Source organism: Catellatospora sp. IY07-71, from assembly GCF_018326265.1.
Classification (GTDB): Bacteria; Actinomycetota; Actinomycetes; order Mycobacteriales; family Micromonosporaceae; genus Catellatospora.
Genome location: NZ_AP023360.1, coordinates 7,160,337 through 7,177,812 on the forward strand (window position 1 = coordinate 7,160,337; position 17,476 = coordinate 7,177,812).

The following is a 17,476-nucleotide window of genomic DNA, read 5'->3' on the forward strand; positions in this document are numbered from 1 at the left end:
AACATGGATGAATGACGACAGTGTCGGATGTGCGACTCACGGTGCGTAGCCGAACTGCTGCACGATGTCGCCGTACCGCGCGGTGATCGCCTTCAGGTGCACCTCGGTCAGATGGTTGCGCCAGTCCCCCGCCACCCCGCGCCGGTAGTGGCTGTGCACGTCCTCCTCGCCCGGCCGCCGCCCCTTCGACAGCCGCTCGAACGAGAACCGGGCCAGCGCGCCCGCGACGTACGCCTGCGGCAGGCGGCGCAGCGGCACCGGCGGCAGCACGCGGCGCGCCAGGGCCGGCACGCGCGGCGTCGAGCGCCGGTCGGCCAGGTTCCACGCGCACGCCGCGTTCCGGAGCCGGTCGAACGGGCCGGGCGCGAGCAGGTCGAGGTGGGTCAGCGCGCGGGTCCAGTGCGCGTACGGGTCGGCGACCATGTCCTCCATGCGCAGCTCCAGCACGCCCGGGTTGGCGTAGTTCCACTCGCGCATCGGGTCCAGGAACACCCCGCTGAACTCGATCTCGGCCAGCAGCCCGGCCTCGACGTCGACCTCGGACAGCACGCGCCGGTGCTCGACCAGCTCCTCCCAGACGATGCCCATCAGCTGCTCGGGGTGGCTGTTGCGGTGGCTGAAGTAGCCGGAGACGATGATGTCGCGCGGGTCGCGGATGACGTTGAGGCCGCGCAGCGGCGGCAGGGTCTCGAACTGGGCCTGGGTCACGTTGGTCATCACCAGGATGTCCGGCTGCTCGGCCCGGACGTAGTCGCCCACGCTGGCATGCCCGGCCCACTGGTTCGGCACGTGGATGGTGAGGATCTTCAGGCCCAGGGCGTGGGCCGCGTCGTGCAGGATGCTGCGGGCCCACGTCGAGGCGGTCTTGTGACGTCCGAAGAAGGCTCGCAACATTGCGTACTCCAATGTAGACACTACGTTACAGTCGCATGTGTCTATCTGCCGCCCCACCGAACTGTCAAGACGTCCGTTCGTACCCCATGGCCGGGATGACGCCGTCGAGTGCGCGTTCGACGAAGGCCCGGGTTTCGCGGTCCGCGGCCCGGTGGAGATCAGCCTCCGGTGTACTCCGGCTCGTCCGGCCCCTCCGCCGGATCCGCCGGGTGCGGGGTGCGCCCGCCGAGCTGGTCGGCGTCCGGATCGACGAACTTTTCGTCCTCGGAGTCCGGTACATCTTGTTCGGGCTGGTTCGGCTCGGTGCTCATCAGCCACCTCCGTGATAGTCCCAGCGGTAGGAGTACCCCGGACGGCGGCCGATGATGCCTGCGCGCCGCCTGCCGAGGCGGGCGATGATCGTATGCCTTCGAGCAGCGACCGAATCCAGAAGCGACTGTGCGCTTTCCTATACTGCCCTCCGTGACGAGAAGCGCGGCGCTCGCCGGGAGGACCTGATGTCCCGATCACCGGTCCAGGTCTTCGCCGAGCTGAACGCGCCGCCGTCGCGGCCGCCGGTCCGGGTGATGGGCCGGGCCGTGGTGCTCGGCGGCAGCGTGGCCGGGCTGCTGGCCGCGCGGGTGCTGTCCGAGCACGCGGACAGCGTCGTCATCGTCGACCGCGACGACCTCCACTCGACCGGCGCGCGACCCGGCGTGCCGCAGGGCACGCAGCTGCACGCGCTGCTGCCTGGCGGCCTGGTGCATCTGGAACGGCTGTTCCCCGGGTTCCGCGAGCTGGCGTTGCGGTCGGGTGCGGTCGAGGCGGTGCCGGCGGCGCGACGCAACTATCTCGACGGCCGGGTGAAGGTCGTCGTGCCCGACGACGCCGACAGCCTGGCGGGCACCCGTCCACTGCTGGAGGGGCTGATCCGGGAGCTGGTGCTGCGGCTGCCCAATGTCAAGACGGTCACGGCCCGCGCCACCGGGCTGGTCTTCGACGGCGACGCGGTCACCGGCGTGCGGTACGAGGCCGGCGGTGCGCCGGGCGTCGAGCCCGGTGAGCTGGTCGTGGACGCGATGGGCCGGTCGAGCCGGCTGTCGGACTGGCTGGCGCAGGCGGGCTGGGACCGTCCGGTGACGCAGCGGATGACCGTGCACCTCAACTACGCGACGGCCCTGTTCCGGCGGCCCGTGGCCGACCCGGAGCACGCGGTCGTGCTGGCCATCCACACCCCCGGCACCGGCAGGTCGGCGGACGTGGCGGGCGCGGCGTTCTTCGCCGTCGAGGACGGCCGGTGGATGGCCATGATGGCCGGGTACGGCGACAGCCACCCGGGCCGCACGGCCGAGGACTTCACCCGGCGGCTGCGCGAGCAGTTCCCGCCCGAGTTCGGCGAGGTGGCCGACAGCGGCATGATCGGCGACGTACAGACGTACCACCACGCCGACAGCCGGCGGCGCGACTTCCACGCGCTGCGGCGGATGCCCGCCGGGCTGGTCGCCGTCGGTGACGCGGTGGCCTCGTTCAACCCGGTCTACGGGCAGGGCATGACGGCCGCCGCGATGCACGCGGCCTGCCTGTCGGCGTACCTGCGCTCGGGGCCGGACCTGGGCGTTCCGGCGCGGGACTTCCTCGAGCTGCAGAAGGTGGTGGTCGACGCCGCCTGGTCGACATCGACCTCCGCGGACCTCGCGCTGCCGCACGTCCACGGGCCCTACCCGCGCGGATACCGGTTCACCAGCTGGGTCAGCAGGCAGATCGTCGCGGCGACGGTCACGGACGTGGCCGTCGCCCGGCGCTTCAACCAGGTCGTGTCCATGCGCGAGCACCCGCAGACCCTCGCCACGCCCGCCGTGATCCTGCGCGCGCTGCGCTCCGCCCGCCGCCGGCCGTAATTCACTTGACCTTGGTACGGGTGCAGCGCTGCACTGTGGCCCGGTGCCGCGAGCCGTGGCGCCGACGGCACCGGGAGGCAGCGGCAGTGGTGGAGATCCGTCCTACGACCGACCAGGACCTCGGTATCTTCCTCGACACCATGCACGCCGCGTTCGGGCGCTTCCGGGACACACCGGCCGACGGCCGCGGGGCGTGGTGGTCCGCTGTCGAGATGGACCGCAACCTGCTCGCCACGACCGCGGACGGGCGGCCCGTCGGCACCGCCGGGGCGTACTCCTTCGAGCTGACGCTGCCCGGCCAGGCCGTCGTCCCGGCCGCCGGGGTGAGCTTCGTCGGCGTCCTGCCCTCGCACCGGCGTCAGGGCGTGCTCAGCGCGATGATGCGGCATCAGCTCGCCGACCTGCGGGCCCGCGGCGAGTTCCTCGCCGTGCTGCTGTCCTCGGAGGCCGGGATCTACGGCAGGTTCGGCTACGGACCGGCGACCTACACCCAGCGGCTGACGGTGCCGCGCCACGAGGCATCGTTCGCCCCGTCCCGGGCACGCGCCGCAGCCGCGGTCCCGGCGCCCGGCCAGATCGAGGTGCTGCGCCGGGCCGAGTGCGGCGAACTGCTGGAGGAGGTATACGACCGCTACCGCCGCGCGCAGCCCGGCGCGCTGTCGCGTCCGCCTCGCTGGTGGGCGCTGGGCGCCGGGCAGCCTCCGGTCGCGGCGGCGCCGCGCTACGTCGCCGTCCACCGTGACGCCGACGGCGTCGCGGACGGGTACGCCGGCTACTCCCTCGGCGACGGCGGGGTCCTGACGGTCGACGAGACCATCGCCGCCGACGACGCGGTCTTCACGGCGCTGGCGCGGTTCGCGCTCGGCCACGACCTGGTCACCAAGGTCGTGTTCAGGAACGTCCCGCTCGGGCACCCGCTGCGCTGGCAGCTCGCGGACTTCCGCGCGGGCCAGGTGAGCGACGACACGGACTGGCTGTGGGTGCGGCTGCTGGACGTCCCGCGTGCGCTGGCCGCGCGAGGCTGGTGCGCCGACGGCGAGCTGGTCCTGGACGTCGACGATCCGTTCCTCGGCGAGCGTGCCCGCTACCTGCTGACCGTGCGGGACGGCAAGGCCGGTTGCGTCGCGACGGACCGGGCGCCCGATCTGTCGCTGGAGGTGCGCGACCTGGGCTCGGTGTATCTCGGCGGCACCGCGCCGAGCACGCTCGTGCGCGCCGGGCACATCCAGGCCCACCACTCCGGCGCGGCCGCCCTCGCCGACGCCCTCTTCCGCGCCGAGCGCACTCCGCACTGCCTGCACTGGTTCTGACCGCCGGTGCGGCTGACACCCCGGTTCTTGCGCCGCCCGATACCTAGAACTACTATGCATCACGCTTCTAGGTATCGAACGGATGGGGAGCTGGGCCGATGGCCGACGATGGTATCGCTGTCAGCGGGTTGACCAAGGTCTACAAGAAGGTGCGCGCGGTCGACGACCTGTCGTTCACCGTCAGCCCGGGCCGGGTCACCGGCTTCCTCGGGCCCAACGGCGCGGGCAAGACGACCACCCTGCGCATGGTCCTGAACCTGGTCCGCCCCACGGCGGGCACCGCGACCATCGCGGGGCGGCGCTACGCCGACCTCACCGATCCCATCCGCAAGGTCGGCGCGCTGCTGGAGGCGTCGAGCGCGCACCGCGGCCGCACCGGCCGCAACCACCTGCGCATCCTCTGCGACGCGGCCGGGATCCCGGTCGGCCGGGCCGACGACGTGCTGGCCACGGTGGGGCTGACACCGGCCGCGGGCCGCAAGTTCAAGGGCTACTCACTGGGTATGCGCCAGCGCCTGGGCATCGCCGCCGCGCTGCTGGGCGACCCGGACGTACTCATCCTGGACGAGCCCGCCAACGGCCTGGACCCGGAGGGCATCCGCTGGATGCGGGGCCTGCTCAAGTCGCTCGCCGACGAGGGCCGCACCGTCCTCGTGTCGAGCCACCTGCTGTCGGAGATGGAGCTGCTCGCCGACGACGTCGTGATCATCGCGGCGGGCAGGCTGGTGCGGCAGGGCCCGGTGGCCGAGGTCATCGACTCGGCCGGCGCCGCGCAGATGCTCGTGCGCACGCCCCGGCCGGAGGCGCTGGTCGCCGAGCTGGGGGCCGCGGTCACGGCCACGCCCGCCGAGGGCGGCGCGCTGCGGATCGTGGGCGCGGACGGGCCCACGATCGGCGCGGCGGCGATGCGGGTGGGCGCCGAGATCCATGAGCTGACCGTCGAGCGCCGCGACCTCGAAGATGTGTTCCTGCAGCTGACGGCCGGAAAGGCGGACATCCGATGAGCACGACCCTCCAGGCGCCCCCGCAGGCGTCCCGCCCGGTGATCGCCCACGTCGGCGTGCCGGGGCTCCGGCTCGTCCGCAGCGAGATCCGGAAGGTGACCACCACCAACGCGTGGTGGCTGTTCGGCCTCGCGTCGCTGGCCTTCACCGGCCTGGCGCTGTTCATCAACATGTCCGAGGCCGCCGAGCACATCAGGCGGGCCCGCGACACCACGGCGGTGTTCAAGCCGGGCCGCGGCATGGACGCGGCGGAGATCGCCGCGGCCAGGGCCGAGTTCGCGCAGCTGCACGACCTGCAGCTGCAGGCGGTCAACGCGGCCGGCAACATCTTCACCAGCGGCCAGTTCTTCGGGCTGCTGCTGGTGATGCTGCTGGGCGCGCTCGTGATCACGAACGAGTTCCAGTACCAGACGGCCACGGCCACGTTCCTGACCACGCCGCAGCGCACCCGCGTGGTGTTCGGCAAGCTCTTCGCCGTGCTCGGGCTCGGGCTGGTCTTCTGGCTGGTGTCGCGGGCGGTGTCGTTCGCGGCGGGGCTGCTGTTCTTCCACAACCTCGGCCTGACCAACTCGCTGGGCGAGTGGCCGGTCCAGCGGGCGATCATCTTCAACCTGGTCGCGTACCTGCTGTGGGCGCTGCTGGGCTTCGGGCTCGGCACCCTGATCCACAACCAGATCGGCGCCGTCGTCACCGCGATGATCATCTACTTCGGTGGGTTGATCGGCGGGATCGGCGTGTTCAGCCTCATCCGGGAATACGTCATCCACGAGGACTGGGTGCTGACGTCCGCCGTGGTCATGCCGCCCATCGCCTCGCAGATCATGGTCTCGCCGGAGAAGCTGTACGCGGAGGCCGCGCCCTGGTGGGCCGGTGTGCTGGTGCTGACGGGCTGGTCGCTCGTCGCCGGCATCATCGGCATCGTGATCAACCGCCGCCGCGACATCGCCTGACCTGTCCGGGCGGCGAGCGCTCAGTCCGCAACCCGGATGCCCAGCTGGCTGATGGCCGCTGCGGGGCTGCCGACGGCGGGCGGCGAGGTCCGGATGCCGGACATCGCGATGGAGGCGGCACGCAGTGGCAACGGCCGGGCGGCAGCCTGCCTGTGCGTCGTCGAGGAGCTGCTGGCAGAGGAGGGTGACGGCTCGCATGTCGTGCAGTACGAGCTGGCGGTCGGCGTGCCGATGGCGTGACGCGCCCGTCCGGCCGTACGGCGGCCGCAGCGCGGCATCACCACCAGTAGTTGTCCTGGGGTGTGTAGTGCCGTTCAAGCTCGGCGATCTCGGTGTCGGCCAGCGACAGGTCCAGGGCCGCCACGGCGTCGGTGAGGTGGCCGGGCCTCGTCGCGCCGACGATCGGGCAGGACACCACGGGCTTGGACAGCAGCCAGGCGAGGGCCACCTGGGCCATCGGCACCCCGCGAGCCTCGGCCACGGCCTGGACGCTGTCGATGACGGGCCGGTCGACGTCGCGGTCGAAGGCTCTGGCGACGTCGTCCGAGGAGCCCCGTGCCGTCTGCGCGCCCCAGGCACGGGCTGCGCGGCCCTTGGCCAGGGGCGAGTACGGGGTCAGCCCGACGCCCTGGTCCAGGCACATCGGGATCATGTCGCGCTCCTCCTCCCGCCGGAGCACGTTGTACTGGTCCTGCATGGCCGAGAACGTGGTCCAGCCGTTGAGCGTCGCGGCGTGCTGCAGCTTGGCGAACTGCCAGGCCCACATCGACGACGCGCCGAGATACCGCACCTTGCCTGACTTGACCAGGGTGTCCAAGGTCGCCATGGTCTCCTCGACCGGCGTGGCGGGGTCGAAGCGGTGGATGTAGTAGACGTCGACGTAGTCGGTGCCGAGCCGCCGCAGCGAGCCGTCGACCTGTTCGAGGATCGCCTTGCGGGACAGGCCGCTGCCGCCGGGTCCGTCGTGCATCCTGCCGCTGACCTTGGTCGCCAGCACGATCTCCTCGCGGCTGGCGAACCTGCCGATCGCCCGCCCGACATACTCCTCCGAGCTGCCGCCCTGGTAGACGTTGGCGGTGTCCCAGAAGGTGACGCCGAGTTCGACGGCCTGCCGGAAGTAAGCGGCCGCGTCGTCCTCGCCGAGGGTCCACCGGTGCATGCCGGCTGCCGGGTCGCCGTAGCTCATGCAGCCAAGCCCGATCCGGCTCACCTTCAATCCGGTGCGCCCCAGCCGTGTGTACTCCATGGCTCACCTCCGCCGGACCCGTGACCCGATGAAGATGATCCTGCCAACACGCTCCAGGGCCGTCGCGAGGGGCCGACCCGGTTCGGGCTACCTCACCCGGGTTGGGGCCCGCCGAGCGTCGAGGTCGAGGCGTATCGGCAGGTCCGGGCGGCCGAGGGCGCGACGCGCGTCGGCCAGCGCGCCATGCTCGATGCGCCGGCACAACGCCGGGAGTTCGCCGAGCTCTGAGGTGTCTACGTCGACTTTCATGACCGGCTGTTGCGGCCTGCCGGTGAGGTGGACTCTCGCCGAGGTGACGCCGCGGTAGCCCTCGATCTGGTCGCGTACCGCCGCCTCCAGGGCCGGGCCGGCCACGGTCGTCTGTTCGCCGGCCTGTGCGCTGCCGGGCAGCTCCAGCGTCCGCACCTGATCGGTGGTCAGCAGCAGCGCCGCCAGCCAACGCAGGGCCAGCAGCAGCACGACCAGGGCCGCCAGGCACACCAGCGGCCAGAACCAGCGGCCGTTGGCACCGGCGTACCGGCTCACCGGATTGTCGGCGAGCGCCCGGCCCGGCAGCGCCCACTGCAAGGCATCGGTGTACGCCAGCGCACCTGTCACGCCCGCGGCCAGCAGCAGCAGTCCGACGACGAGCAGGGCTGCGCGGTTGACGCGGTCGAGGTTCATCGGGTCCTCCGGGACACCTTCACGGCCAGCCGTGGCGGGCGGCGCAGCTGCAGCCGGTCGAGCCGTGCGGCCACCGCGGCCTTAACCTGCTCGGCGAGCACCGACCGGTCGCCGGTGGGCGGGACGGAGGCGCGCACGGCGATGCGGGACCGTCCGACGTCGACTCGCCTTGGGACGACGCCGTCGACGTCGCCGACCGCGGTCGCGATGTCGCGGGCCAGGGTCCGGCGCGTCACCGCCGCGTCGGTGGCCGGATCGGTGCCGTTCACGGGCAGGCGCCCGGTTCGCGAGGGCCACAGCTGGCCGAGCACGAGAGCCAGGCCCACGACCGCCAGCAGCAGGCTCACGGCCAGCACCTGCGGGTTGTCCCAGGTCCGCCGGCGTGCCCAGCCGGCTGCTGCGGGCCAGTCGACAAGCACCGGGCTTCGGCCGAGCAGTGCGGCCACCGCCTCGACGAGCAGCAGCCCGGCAGCCGCGATCAGCGCGAGGCTGAGCACCAGGGCCAGCAGTCGGTTGACGAGCCGTCTCATGCTGCCTCCCGGGCTAGTGCACGCGAGCGCCGCGGTCCCCCGCGACCAGGTCGGCGATGTCGATGTTGACCGTGCCGATCCGCAGTCCGGTCAGCTGTTCGAGCCTGGCGCGGACGTGCTCGCGCAGCGCGGCGGTGACCTGCGGCAGCGCGGCGGGCCAGCGCACGCTGACGACGAGGTCGATGTGCGCCTGGTCCCCGTCGAGGTGCGCGGACGCCTTCGGCCTGCGGGAGAGGTCTGCTTTCGAGCCCAGTACGGCGGCGCCGGTCAGCTGCCGCAGGCCGTGGGCCGGTCCGCCGATGTCGGGGTGTTCGGCCGCGGCGTGGGCGGCGAGCTTGGCGACGACATCCTCGTTGATGTGGATGCTGCCCGCGGGCTGGATGCCGTCCCCGGCGGGCGGGGACAGGCTGTCCGGCTGCGTGGCCGTGGTGGTCATCGCGGGCTCCGTCGCTGCTGGGAGAGGCCCCCTCCGAAGCGGTTGAGGTCGAGTTCGCCGGCGAGGAACTTGGTCACCGCCCAGCCGCCGAGGCCGAACAGGGCCACGATCAGCATCGGCCCGAACCCCGCGAAGATCACTATGGTGCCCAGCAGCAGGCCGACGGCGGTGCCGAACATGGTCTGGTTCATGATCTGCTCCTAGAGATGGGGTGCGGCGGCCGGCGGATCGCTCAGCTCGGCCACGATGACGTGGACCGCGCGACCGCCGACCAGCGGCGCGACCGCGGCCTGAACCGCCGCGCCGATCTCGTAGACGGGGATGCCCCAATCCGCCCGGACCTGTAGTTCGACCGCGTCGTCGAGCACCCGGACACCGAGCACACGGCGCCCCGGCAGGTAGGTGGCCACCTCGGGCAGCCCTCCGCCGAGCAGTTCCGCCACGCCGGGGCACGCCCGGGCGGCGCCCGCGACCGCATCGACATCCACCTCGTCGACAGGCGGCGCGGACGCCGGCACGGTCGTCACTCCACCCGGGCCGGAGCGCGCTCTTCGCCCGTCTCCGGCAGGTGCACGTCGTCGACGTTCACGTTGACCTCGACGACCTCGAGCCCGGTCATCCGCTCGATCGACTGTTTGACGTTGCGTTGCACGCTCCGGCCCAGCTCAGCGATGCTGGCGCCGTAGTCGACCACGATGTCGAGATCCACCGCGGCCTGGGTCTCCCCCACCTCGACGCCTACCCCCTGGGCCACGTTGGGTCCCGTGCTGCCCGGGATCCGCTCGCGGATCGCGCCGAAGGCACGCGCGGTGCCGGTGCCCATGGAGTACACACCGGCGACCTCCCGGCACGCGATGCCGGCGATCTTCTGCACCACGCCCTGCGCGACGCTGATCTTGCCGGTGTCCGTGGTCAGACGGTCGTTGCGCGGCTTCGTCCCGGACTCGGGCGCGGTCGGAGGACGTTCCATGGTCTGGGTCATCGGCCTACCCCCTCGCTTGATCGGCCGGACTCGTCTTTCCCAGGTCCGGACCTACTTAGACATGGTAGGCGAACTTTCCTCGCAAAAGCGGATGAACTTCACCGGCAGTAGATGACCTCGGGCCCCTGCGTGCGGGGCGGCTAGAGTGCGGGTGCATGAGCACCCTGGTCTACCGGCACGGCGTCATCCACACCGGCGACGAGAGCCGGCCCCTGGCCCAGGCACTGGCCGTGCGGGACGGGAACATCCTGGCGATCGGTTCGGAGACGGACGTGCGGACGGCGGCCGGGGCGAGGGCCGAGCTCATCGAGCTCGGCGGCGCGGCGGTGATCCCCGGCCTCTACGACGCGCACATCCACACCGCGCAGTACGCCCACAGCCTGACCACCGTCGACCTGGCCGGGACCCGGTCGCTGGCCGAGGCGCTGGCCCTGATCGCCGAACGCGCCGCTCAGCTGCGGCCGGGCGAATGGCTGCTGGGCGGCCGGTGGAACAGCAACGTCTGGCAGCCGCCGGTCCAGCCCGACCGCTATGCGCTCGACTCGGTGTGCCCCGCCAACCCTGTGGCGCTGCCGACCGTCGACGGCCACACCACCTGGGTGAACTCGGCCGCGCTGCGGCTGGCCGGGATCGACGCGGGGACCGCCGATCCGGTCGGCGGGCACATCGTGCGGGATGAGCGCGGCGAGCCGACCGGCATCCTGCGGGAGACCGCCGCGGATCCGCTGAAGCCGTTCCTGGTCGCCGAGGACCTCGGCAGCCTCCTGCGTACGGCTCAGGAGCGGCTGCTGGCGCTCGGCATCACCAGTGTCCACGACATCGACGGCGAGGACTGCCGGGCGGCATACCTGGAGATGGCGGCGGCCGGGGACCTCAAACTGCGGGTGCACAAGGCGATCCGCCTGGAGCACCTGGACAGCGCCATCGCGCAGGGCCGTCGCACCGGCCAGGGCGACGACTGGTTCCGTGAGGGTCCGGTCAAGGTGTTCAGCGACGGGGCGCTGGGTTCGCACACCTGCCACATGAGCCGGCCGATGACCGGCGGCGATCACGGGATCGCGGTCGTGCCGTACCCGGAGATGCTACGGCTGTTCCGGACCGCGGCGCAGGCGGGCATCGCCGTGGCCACGCACGCCATCGGCGACCAGGCCAACCACCTGGTGCTCGACGCGTACGAGGCGCTGGGCCCGACGCCGGGTCTGCGCCACCGGATCGAGCACGCGCAGCACCTGCAACCGCCGGACCTGGCTCGGATGGCGCGGCTCGGCGTCGTGGCGTCGATGCAGCCCGTGCACTGCACCAGCGACATGGACCTGGTCGACGCCCTGCTGCCCGGGCACGAGCTGGCGTCCTACGCGTGGCGCGGCCTGCTCGACGCGGGTGCCGTGCTGGCGTTCGGCTCCGACGCGCCGGTCGAGGACCCGAATCCGTTTCCCGCCCTGCACGCCGCGGTCACCCGCACCCGCGCCGACGGCAGCCCGGCCGGCGGCTGGCAGCCCGGGCAGCGGATCACCATGGCCGAGGCGGTCCGGGCGCACACGGCCGGGGCCGCGTACGCCGCCGGGGAGGAGACCCGCAAGGGGATCCTCGCCGAGGGCATGCTCGCCGACTTCATCGCGGTCGACACCGACCCCTTCACCGACTCGCCGGAGGCGGTCCTGCGGACCCGTGTCCTGACCACTGTCGTCGGCGGCGAGGCCCGCTGGCAGCACGGCTGATCACCGCAGGTGCGGAGGTGAGGGCGACACCGGACCTGGAACCCTCGCTCTTGCGTGGGCGAAAGGCACCTCGGACAATGGAAACGATGTTTCCTTTGCTGGGGGTGGGCGCGTGCGATACCTGGTACTCGGCTGCGGCAACGTCGGCATGGAGCTGGCCCGCACCCTGACGGCCGATGGACAGCTCGTCATCGGCACCACCACGAGCCCGGACCGGGTGCCGGAGGTACGCGAGGTCTGCGCGGACGTCGCGGTGCTGCGCGGTGACGACGCCGCAGCCGTGGCGGTCGCGGCGGCCGGCGTGGACGTGGTGGTGGTGACGGTCAGCCCGCGTCTGACCCGGGCCGTCAGCCCGGAACTACGCGCCGAGGAGTACGCGGCGGCGCTCACCGCCACCGCGCGCAGTGCGGCCGCGGCCCATGACCGCGTGATCTTCGCGTCCTCCACTTCGGTCTACGGCCGGGCGGCCGGTGCCGTGGCACCGCTGGACGAGACGGCGCCGACCACCGATTCGACAGACCCCTCGCCGGTCAACTTCCTCGCCGCCGAGCGCGCCGTGCTGGCATCGCCACGCGGGGCGGTGGTGCGGCTGCCCGACGTTTACGGGCACCCTCGCGACCTCGACTACGTGCGCCGCGTCGAACTCGCCCACAGCATGATGGGCGGGCGGGTGCCGTTCTGCCCCGACGCCCTGCTGTACCGGATCGACTACCGCGATGCCGCCCTGGCGCTGCGCCATGTCGCCGAGGGCGGGCTGGCCGGGGTGTTCAACGCGGTGCCGGACGCGGCCACGCCGCCGACGAACGCCGAGGTCTTCGGCGCGATCACGGCGGCTGCCGGGCTGCCGGAGCTGACCTACCGCCGCCAGATCGAGGCGCCCGTCGCACCGATCACCTCGGCACGGCTGAGGTCCACGGGCTTCGGCTTCCACCACTCGACGACGCTGCGTCCGTGACCACCCGCCCGCCGGGCCGAGGCACCCGGTGGCAGATCCACCGCCGGTGCCCCCGCTCCGCCGAGCTGCGGCGCCGCCGCCGGGATGGTCCTCGGCACCGCAGGTTCGACGTGACGATCAGCCGCGAGCCGCCGGAGGCAGGTGGTCAGCGGATCAGGTCCAGTGACCGTTCGGCGAGCTCGACGGCGAGAGCGCGCAGGTCACCGCCGCGCAGGTTCTTGTTCGAGACGCCGAGGTTGACGATCAGCAGGTCCTCGCCGACGGCGACGTTGAGCTTCGCGCCGCGCTCGTACCACTTGGCGCGCAGGCTGCCGATGCGCGTCTCCTCGCCGCTGTTGGTGAAGTCGAGGATGCCCGCGGCACCGGTCTGGTACTGCACGAAGATCGCGGGTGTCGCGTCGTCGGCGCCCAGGTGGTAGGCGCAGGAGATGATGCCCGGCCCGGGCTCGGCGCGGTGGAACGGGATGTCGGTCCCGGCCGCGTCGGCCACGGCGCCCGCGGTCAGCAGCGTGCACAGGTCCGGCAGGCCGCCCGGCGCCGCCGCGGCCGAGGCGGGCGGGGTGGAGGCCGCCGGGACGGGCGGGCCGGCGGCCGGCTCGCCGCCGGTCGGGCCGCAGGCCGTCAGGGCCAGCGAGCCCAACAGGGCGAGCACCGCGAGGGTACGGGTTCGGCGCAGTGCGTGAGTCATGCGCCCATGACAGGAGATGATCTCCGCTTTGGCAACCCTGAGTCGATCACCAGACACCAACGCTGCCGGTTCGGTCACCGCGGTGGCTACTTTCGAGCGAGTCACGTGTCACGCTCCCGCCCGCGGCGGACCTCATACGCTGCGCTGATGGCGCGGGTCGCGGCGGGCGCCGGCCCGGCCCGCCGCCCGCCGCGGGGCCTGCTCCACCCGGCGTAGTCGCTCGGGGTCCCAGCTGCCGGTGGTGATGCCGGGGGTCTGCTCGGCCAGCTGCAGCAGCGTCATCGCCTCGCCACGCTGCCGGACCGCGAAGCGCCGTGCGGCGCGCATCTCCCGCACTGTCGAAGACAGCAACAGCGTGGCGGCGAGCGCGCCCAGCGCCAGCGCCGACAGCCCGACGATCAGCAGATCACCGAACGAGAACAAAGGCTGACCCATGTGAACTTCTCCCGAGATCGACTTCCAGATCGTGATCGGCCCGGCCGTCACCGGCCGAACCGTGGCTCGCCGCGGTGCCCGGCATGTCCGCGCTCTGCGGTGGACGCACGGGGTCACGCGCCTCCCGGCCATATCGAAGCCATCGCGAAGATCACGACCGCGCCGAGCACGATCACGAGGAGGCCCGCGATCATGAGGTCACCTGCGGTCCAGGATGCTCTGACACGGCACGCAGTGCGCCGCCCACGGCATGACCTCCAGGCGCGGCATGGGAACCTGCTCGTGGCATCGCTCGCAGATGCCCAGGGTCCCGTTCTCCAGGCGCACCAGCGCGACCTGCAGCCGCTCCAGCTGCTCCCGCAGCGCGGCGGTGACCAGCGACTGCTCGGCGCTCTCCAGTGCCAGCGTGCCCGCGTCCGCGGCGTCACCGGTGCCCCGCTCGGGGCTCGCGATCACCGCGGCGCTCTGCTCGCGCAGCCCACGCAACTGCGCGGCGGTCTGCTCATGGCGCTGGCGCACCATCCGGCCGATCGCAGCCCTGTCGACACCGTCCACCACCGCGGTCATGACTTCCTCCTTCTGTACCGGCCCGCGCCGCCTTGCCGTATGGATCGGCGACCTGCGGGCCTTACGACGACACCCAGGCGCATCGCCAAGATTTCTGTCGATGGGCTACCCGAGCGCGGCACCGCGGCAAACTCAGCCGAACGGCCCACCTTGTGCCACGGTTTGACGACAACGACGTGGACGTCTCTCCCGCAAGGCGCACGGCAGCAGATGTTCGCGGTGCTGCCGCGCCTCGCGGACCTGCACTGCGAGCGCGCCATGCGAAGCTGATCCCGGTCCGTGCGGCCGTGATCCGATTCGGCCTTCAGCGGGTGGACGGCCGGCCGGTTCCAGCTGCCGGTGCCGTCCCCGTAGGCACCGGCGTCACGGGTTCACCACCGTCGAGTTCTGCGAGGTCGCCGGTTCCAGGCCGGGTGCGGTCTGGGTGACCGAGATGACGATCTTGAGCGGCGTGTCCGGCGGCAACTCGGTGATCCCGTCGTGGGTGACCACGCTGAGGCGGTCTCGGGTCTCCTTGATGTACGCCTTGCCCTTGATCTTCCCGAAGTACACGGCCGTGTCCCGCAGCAGCTGCTGCGCCTTGCCCAGCTCCAGCGGCCGTTCGATGAGCAGCTTGTAGCCGCGCTTCACGAGCGCCCGCAGATCCTTCAGCTTCTTGACGACGTCGTACGCCTTCTTCAGCTCGCCGGCGACGACGGTCGTCTGCGCGTACACCATGCCGCGCGTGGGCAGCAGGTCCGGGGCCTGGTAGCCGTCGGTGCACGGCGCCTGGCGCGCGGTCTGCGCCGCCTGCGAGGCGTCCCGGGTCGCCTTCACGATGTTGTTGTTGACCGGCCCGATGCAGGCGAGCCACAGCCCGACGTCGCCGAGGGTGGTGGCGGTGAGGTAGAACGCCTTCTTGCAGGCCGCGTCGGCGGCGAGCCAGCCCAGCAGGTTCAGCTCGGCCTGCTGGTAGTCGTGCTGCGCCTGGTTGCACGGCGCGGCCGCCCGGATCGCGGCGGCGGCGGCCCGGTAGTCGGTCACCGCCTTGCCGGGCTGCACGAGCTGCCCGATCCGGCGGGTGAACTGCGGCCCGTCCTCGGCCCGCACGGGCGCCGCGCCGAGGAACGCGGGCAGCGCCTGACAGAAGCTCGTGAGCGCGGCCAGCGCCGCCGCGGCGCGTGCGGTCGCCGACGGGGTGGCCGCGGGGCTGGGCACGGCCGCCTGGCGTACCCCCTCGGCCATGGTCTCGAGTTCGGCGACGTCCGCGGCGGCGGACTCGCCGTCCTGGCACTTGGCCAGGGCGAGCTGCAGTTGCATCAGGTAGGCGTTGAGCGCGGCGGTGGCCGCGTCCGGCCCGATGCTGAGCCGGTCGATCCAGCCGTCGAGCGGCGCGCCGGCCAGCTCGGCGCACGCCGGTGCGGGCGAGGTCCCGGACGTCGCGGCGGCCAAGCGGCTGGCGATGTCGCCGGACACCTCCGTGAAGACGGTGGTGAAGTCCGGCGCGGGCTCGTCCACCGGGTCCGTGCCGCCGCCGCATCCGGCCAGGAGCAGCAGCGTCATCAGGATGGAGATCTTCCGGCGCATGGGCTCGACGTTAGTGACGGGCGCCCTCGACCGTCATCGGACGACGCGACCAGCGCCACGGCCACTCCTCAGCGGGCCGCCGCCGATCATCCACTTTGGCTGGACCTGCCGACGGCGAGTCCGGCCCGACACGCCGACACGCGGTCGGTGCGTACGCGCGACGAGGCCACCCGCCGGTTCCCGGCGGCGGAGCGGACACCGGCGTACCCTGCCTGGCGTGGGACTGCTGTTCGAGGCGCGGGAATCAGGCTCGCCGTGGATCGACACGGTGTGGACCTGCACGAGCGAGCAGGTAACGGAGATGACCTCGGTGGCCGGGGTGTCGTGGGGCCTGGTGTTCTGGAGGCACGAGGGCCGTGCCCACGCCACCGTCACGGGACCGGGGACCCGGTCGGGCACGGCGCCGGTGCCGCAGGGCGCGAGCTTCGTCGGCGTCGAGTTCGCGGTGGGCACGTCGCTGCGCTGCGCCTCCATGGCGGCCCTGGTCGACGGGGGCGTCGAGCTTCCCGACGCCACGCGCCGGACCTTCCGGCTGGATGGTGCCCGCTGGGAGACGCCGGGCCCCGATGATGTGGAGGCGCTGGTGGAGCGGCTCGTCCGCGCCGAGGCCGTGGTCCGCGATCCGCTTGTCGCCGAGGTTCGCCGGGGCGGCCGTCCCGAGGTCACGGCCCGCACTCTCGAACGCCGTTTCCAGGCCGCGACGGGGCTGACCCAGGGCGCGGTGCGGCAGATCGAGCGCGCGCGCTCGGCCGCGGCGCTGCTGGCGTCCGGCGTCCCGGTCGGCGACGTCGTGTTCGCGCTCGACTACTTCGACGCGCCACATCTGGCCCATGCGCTGCGGCGTTACATCGGCCGGACCGCGCGCCAGCTCCGCGAGGGCGCCGGCGGCGCGATCGGCCTGGGCCTGGATCAGCCGGCGACGTCGTAGATCAGCTTCACGACGCCGTTCGGGTAGGCCGCGGAGTCGCGCAGGATCAGTCCCTGCTTGGCCTTGTCCGCCCCGCTGAACAGGCTCTTGCCCGCACCGAGCAGCACCGGGAACACGAGCAGGTGGTATCGGTCGATCAGGCCCGCGTCGGACAGGCGCCGGGCGAGTTCCGCGCTGCCGTGAATGAAGATCGCGCCACCGTCGGACTTCTTGAGCGCCGCGATGTCGTCCTCGGTGCGCAGGATCGTGGTCGGACCCCAGCCATCGGTCAGCTCGTCGTCGCGCAGCGTGCTGGAAAGCACGTATTTCGGCAGGTCGCGGTAGGGGGCGTGGTCGTCGGAGTCACGCCAGGTGGGCGCGAACGCCTCGTAGCTGCGGCGGCCGAACATGAGCGCCGTGGTGTCGGCGAGTTCCTCGCCCTTGAGCGAGAACGCCTCGGGCAGGAACTCGATGTCGTTGATGACCCAGCCGCCGCTGCGGTGCCCCTCCGCCGTCCCACCGGGGGAATCCACGACACCGTCGAGCGACATGAATCCCGTGTAGACCAGTTGACGCATGTGCGGTTCCCCTCGTAGTCGCGCTGCCAGGTGCCCGCTTCGCTGACGTGCGGGCGCAGCATCATGCTAAGGGCGCGCCGGTGCGGAGGTCTTGTATGAAACCGACGGCGGCAGTACTCCGATGCGGCGAGCGTGGTTCGAGTCTGACCGCTCGTGAACGTATGAGATCG

22 protein-coding genes are annotated in these 17,476 nt (G+C 72.2%); 8 read left to right on the forward strand and 14 right to left on the reverse strand.

What is annotated here, in order from left to right; translation table 11 throughout:
- Nucleotides 1-36 precede the first annotated feature (36 nt).
- Both CS0771_RS31905 and CS0771_RS31910 read right to left on the reverse strand, forming a co-directional pair.
- Nucleotides 37-894, reverse strand: a complete 858-nt coding sequence (locus CS0771_RS31905) for a hypothetical protein (protein ID WP_212844460.1) — start codon at nucleotides 892-894, stop codon at nucleotides 37-39.
- A gap of 158 nt (nucleotides 895-1,052) precedes the next feature.
- Nucleotides 1,053-1,205 carry a hypothetical protein gene (locus CS0771_RS31910; protein WP_212844461.1) on the reverse strand — a complete coding sequence of 51 codons (153 nt, stop codon included), beginning with the start codon at nucleotides 1,203-1,205 and terminating at the stop codon, nucleotides 1,053-1,055.
- Nucleotides 1,206-1,391: 186 nt separating this feature from the next.
- Here CS0771_RS31910 and CS0771_RS31915 point away from each other — a divergent pair, with 186 nt between their 5' ends.
- The 5 genes from CS0771_RS31915 (at nucleotide 1,392) to CS0771_RS31935 (ending at nucleotide 6,275) form a co-directional block, all read left to right on the forward strand.
- Nucleotides 1,392-2,771 (forward strand): NAD(P)/FAD-dependent oxidoreductase, encoded by a 1,380-nt coding sequence (locus tag CS0771_RS31915; protein WP_212844462.1) that lies wholly within the window; start codon nucleotides 1,392-1,394, stop codon nucleotides 2,769-2,771.
- Between the two features lie 89 nt (nucleotides 2,772-2,860).
- Entirely contained in the window at nucleotides 2,861-4,081 is a 1,221-nt protein-coding gene (locus CS0771_RS31920; RefSeq protein WP_212844463.1) for a GNAT family N-acetyltransferase, read from the forward strand.
- Nucleotides 4,082-4,179: 98 nt separating this feature from the next.
- Nucleotides 4,180-5,085, forward strand: a complete 906-nt coding sequence (locus CS0771_RS31925; RefSeq protein ID WP_212844464.1) for an ABC transporter ATP-binding protein — start codon at nucleotides 4,180-4,182, stop codon at nucleotides 5,083-5,085.
- Nucleotides 5,082-6,035, forward strand: a complete 954-nt coding sequence (locus CS0771_RS31930) for an ABC transporter permease (protein ID WP_212844465.1) — start codon at nucleotides 5,082-5,084, stop codon at nucleotides 6,033-6,035. Before CS0771_RS31925 ends, CS0771_RS31930 begins: the two co-directional genes overlap by 4 nt.
- Nucleotides 6,036-6,071: 36 nt before the next feature.
- Nucleotides 6,072-6,275, forward strand: coding sequence for a hypothetical protein (locus CS0771_RS31935; RefSeq protein ID WP_212844466.1), 204 nt, complete (start codon nucleotides 6,072-6,074; stop codon nucleotides 6,273-6,275).
- 37 nt (nucleotides 6,276-6,312) lie between these two features.
- Here CS0771_RS31935 and CS0771_RS31940 read toward each other — a convergent pair whose 3' ends face one another.
- The 7 genes from CS0771_RS31940 to CS0771_RS31970 form a co-directional block, all read right to left on the reverse strand.
- A complete protein-coding gene (locus CS0771_RS31940; protein WP_212844467.1) occupies nucleotides 6,313-7,281 on the reverse strand; it encodes an aldo/keto reductase in 969 nt (322 codons plus the stop codon).
- An 87-nt stretch (nucleotides 7,282-7,368) separates the two neighbouring features.
- Complete coding sequence (gene amaP, locus CS0771_RS31945) at nucleotides 7,369-7,944, reverse strand: alkaline shock response membrane anchor protein AmaP (RefSeq protein WP_212844468.1); 576 nt, start codon at nucleotides 7,942-7,944, stop codon at nucleotides 7,369-7,371.
- Nucleotides 7,941-8,474 (reverse strand): DUF6286 domain-containing protein, encoded by a 534-nt coding sequence (locus tag CS0771_RS31950; protein WP_212844469.1) that lies wholly within the window; start codon nucleotides 8,472-8,474, stop codon nucleotides 7,941-7,943. Before CS0771_RS31950 ends, amaP begins: the two co-directional genes overlap by 4 nt.
- 13 nt (nucleotides 8,475-8,487) lie before the next feature.
- A complete protein-coding gene (locus CS0771_RS31955) occupies nucleotides 8,488-8,910 on the reverse strand; it encodes an Asp23/Gls24 family envelope stress response protein (protein ID WP_212844470.1) in 423 nt (140 codons plus the stop codon).
- Nucleotides 8,907-9,101, reverse strand: coding sequence for a hypothetical protein (locus tag CS0771_RS31960; protein ID WP_212844471.1), 195 nt, complete (start codon nucleotides 9,099-9,101; stop codon nucleotides 8,907-8,909). Before CS0771_RS31960 ends, CS0771_RS31955 begins: the two co-directional genes overlap by 4 nt.
- Nucleotides 9,102-9,110: 9 nt before the next feature.
- Nucleotides 9,111-9,428, reverse strand: a complete 318-nt coding sequence (locus tag CS0771_RS31965; RefSeq protein WP_212844472.1) for a hypothetical protein — start codon at nucleotides 9,426-9,428, stop codon at nucleotides 9,111-9,113.
- A gap of 5 nt (nucleotides 9,429-9,433) precedes the next feature.
- Nucleotides 9,434-9,892: an Asp23/Gls24 family envelope stress response protein gene (locus CS0771_RS31970; RefSeq protein WP_212844473.1), complete on the reverse strand. Its 459-nt coding sequence runs from the start codon at nucleotides 9,890-9,892 to the stop codon at nucleotides 9,434-9,436.
- Between the two features lie 155 nt (nucleotides 9,893-10,047).
- On the opposite strand from CS0771_RS31970, the gene CS0771_RS31975 reads away from it, so the two are divergent.
- Nucleotides 10,048-11,610: an amidohydrolase gene (locus CS0771_RS31975; protein WP_212844474.1), complete on the forward strand. Its 1,563-nt coding sequence runs from the start codon at nucleotides 10,048-10,050 to the stop codon at nucleotides 11,608-11,610.
- 112 nt (nucleotides 11,611-11,722) lie between these two features.
- The gene (locus CS0771_RS31980; protein ID WP_212844475.1) at nucleotides 11,723-12,565 is read left to right on the forward strand and encodes an NAD-dependent epimerase/dehydratase family protein; all 843 of its coding nucleotides are present in this window, start codon (nucleotides 11,723-11,725) and stop codon (nucleotides 12,563-12,565) included.
- A 145-nt stretch (nucleotides 12,566-12,710) separates the two neighbouring features.
- Here the strand turns inward: CS0771_RS31980 and CS0771_RS31985 are convergent, their stop codons facing one another.
- The 4 genes from CS0771_RS31985 to CS0771_RS32000 all read right to left on the reverse strand — a co-directional run bounded on the left by CS0771_RS31985 (nucleotide 12,711) and on the right by CS0771_RS32000 (nucleotide 15,821).
- Nucleotides 12,711-13,253 (reverse strand): DUF3558 family protein, encoded by a 543-nt coding sequence (locus tag CS0771_RS31985; protein WP_212844476.1) that lies wholly within the window; start codon nucleotides 13,251-13,253, stop codon nucleotides 12,711-12,713.
- A 132-nt stretch (nucleotides 13,254-13,385) separates the two neighbouring features.
- Nucleotides 13,386-13,688: a hypothetical protein gene (locus CS0771_RS31990; protein WP_212844477.1), complete on the reverse strand. Its 303-nt coding sequence runs from the start codon at nucleotides 13,686-13,688 to the stop codon at nucleotides 13,386-13,388.
- Nucleotides 13,689-13,886: 198 nt separating this feature from the next.
- Nucleotides 13,887-14,255, reverse strand: a complete 369-nt coding sequence (locus CS0771_RS31995) for a TraR/DksA family transcriptional regulator (RefSeq protein ID WP_212844478.1) — start codon at nucleotides 14,253-14,255, stop codon at nucleotides 13,887-13,889.
- Nucleotides 14,256-14,618: 363 nt separating this feature from the next.
- Nucleotides 14,619-15,821: a hypothetical protein gene (locus CS0771_RS32000; RefSeq protein WP_212844479.1), complete on the reverse strand. Its 1,203-nt coding sequence runs from the start codon at nucleotides 15,819-15,821 to the stop codon at nucleotides 14,619-14,621.
- Between the two features lie 217 nt (nucleotides 15,822-16,038).
- On the opposite strand from CS0771_RS32000, the gene CS0771_RS32005 reads away from it, so the two are divergent.
- The gene (locus CS0771_RS32005; RefSeq protein WP_212844480.1) at nucleotides 16,039-16,749 is read left to right on the forward strand and encodes a helix-turn-helix domain-containing protein; all 711 of its coding nucleotides are present in this window, start codon (nucleotides 16,039-16,041) and stop codon (nucleotides 16,747-16,749) included.
- Here CS0771_RS32005 and CS0771_RS32010 read toward each other — a convergent pair.
- Nucleotides 16,731-17,306, reverse strand: coding sequence for a dihydrofolate reductase family protein (locus CS0771_RS32010; protein WP_212844481.1), 576 nt, complete (start codon nucleotides 17,304-17,306; stop codon nucleotides 16,731-16,733). The genes CS0771_RS32005 and CS0771_RS32010 overlap by 19 nt on opposite strands.
- Nucleotides 17,307-17,476: the final 170 nt, after the last annotated feature.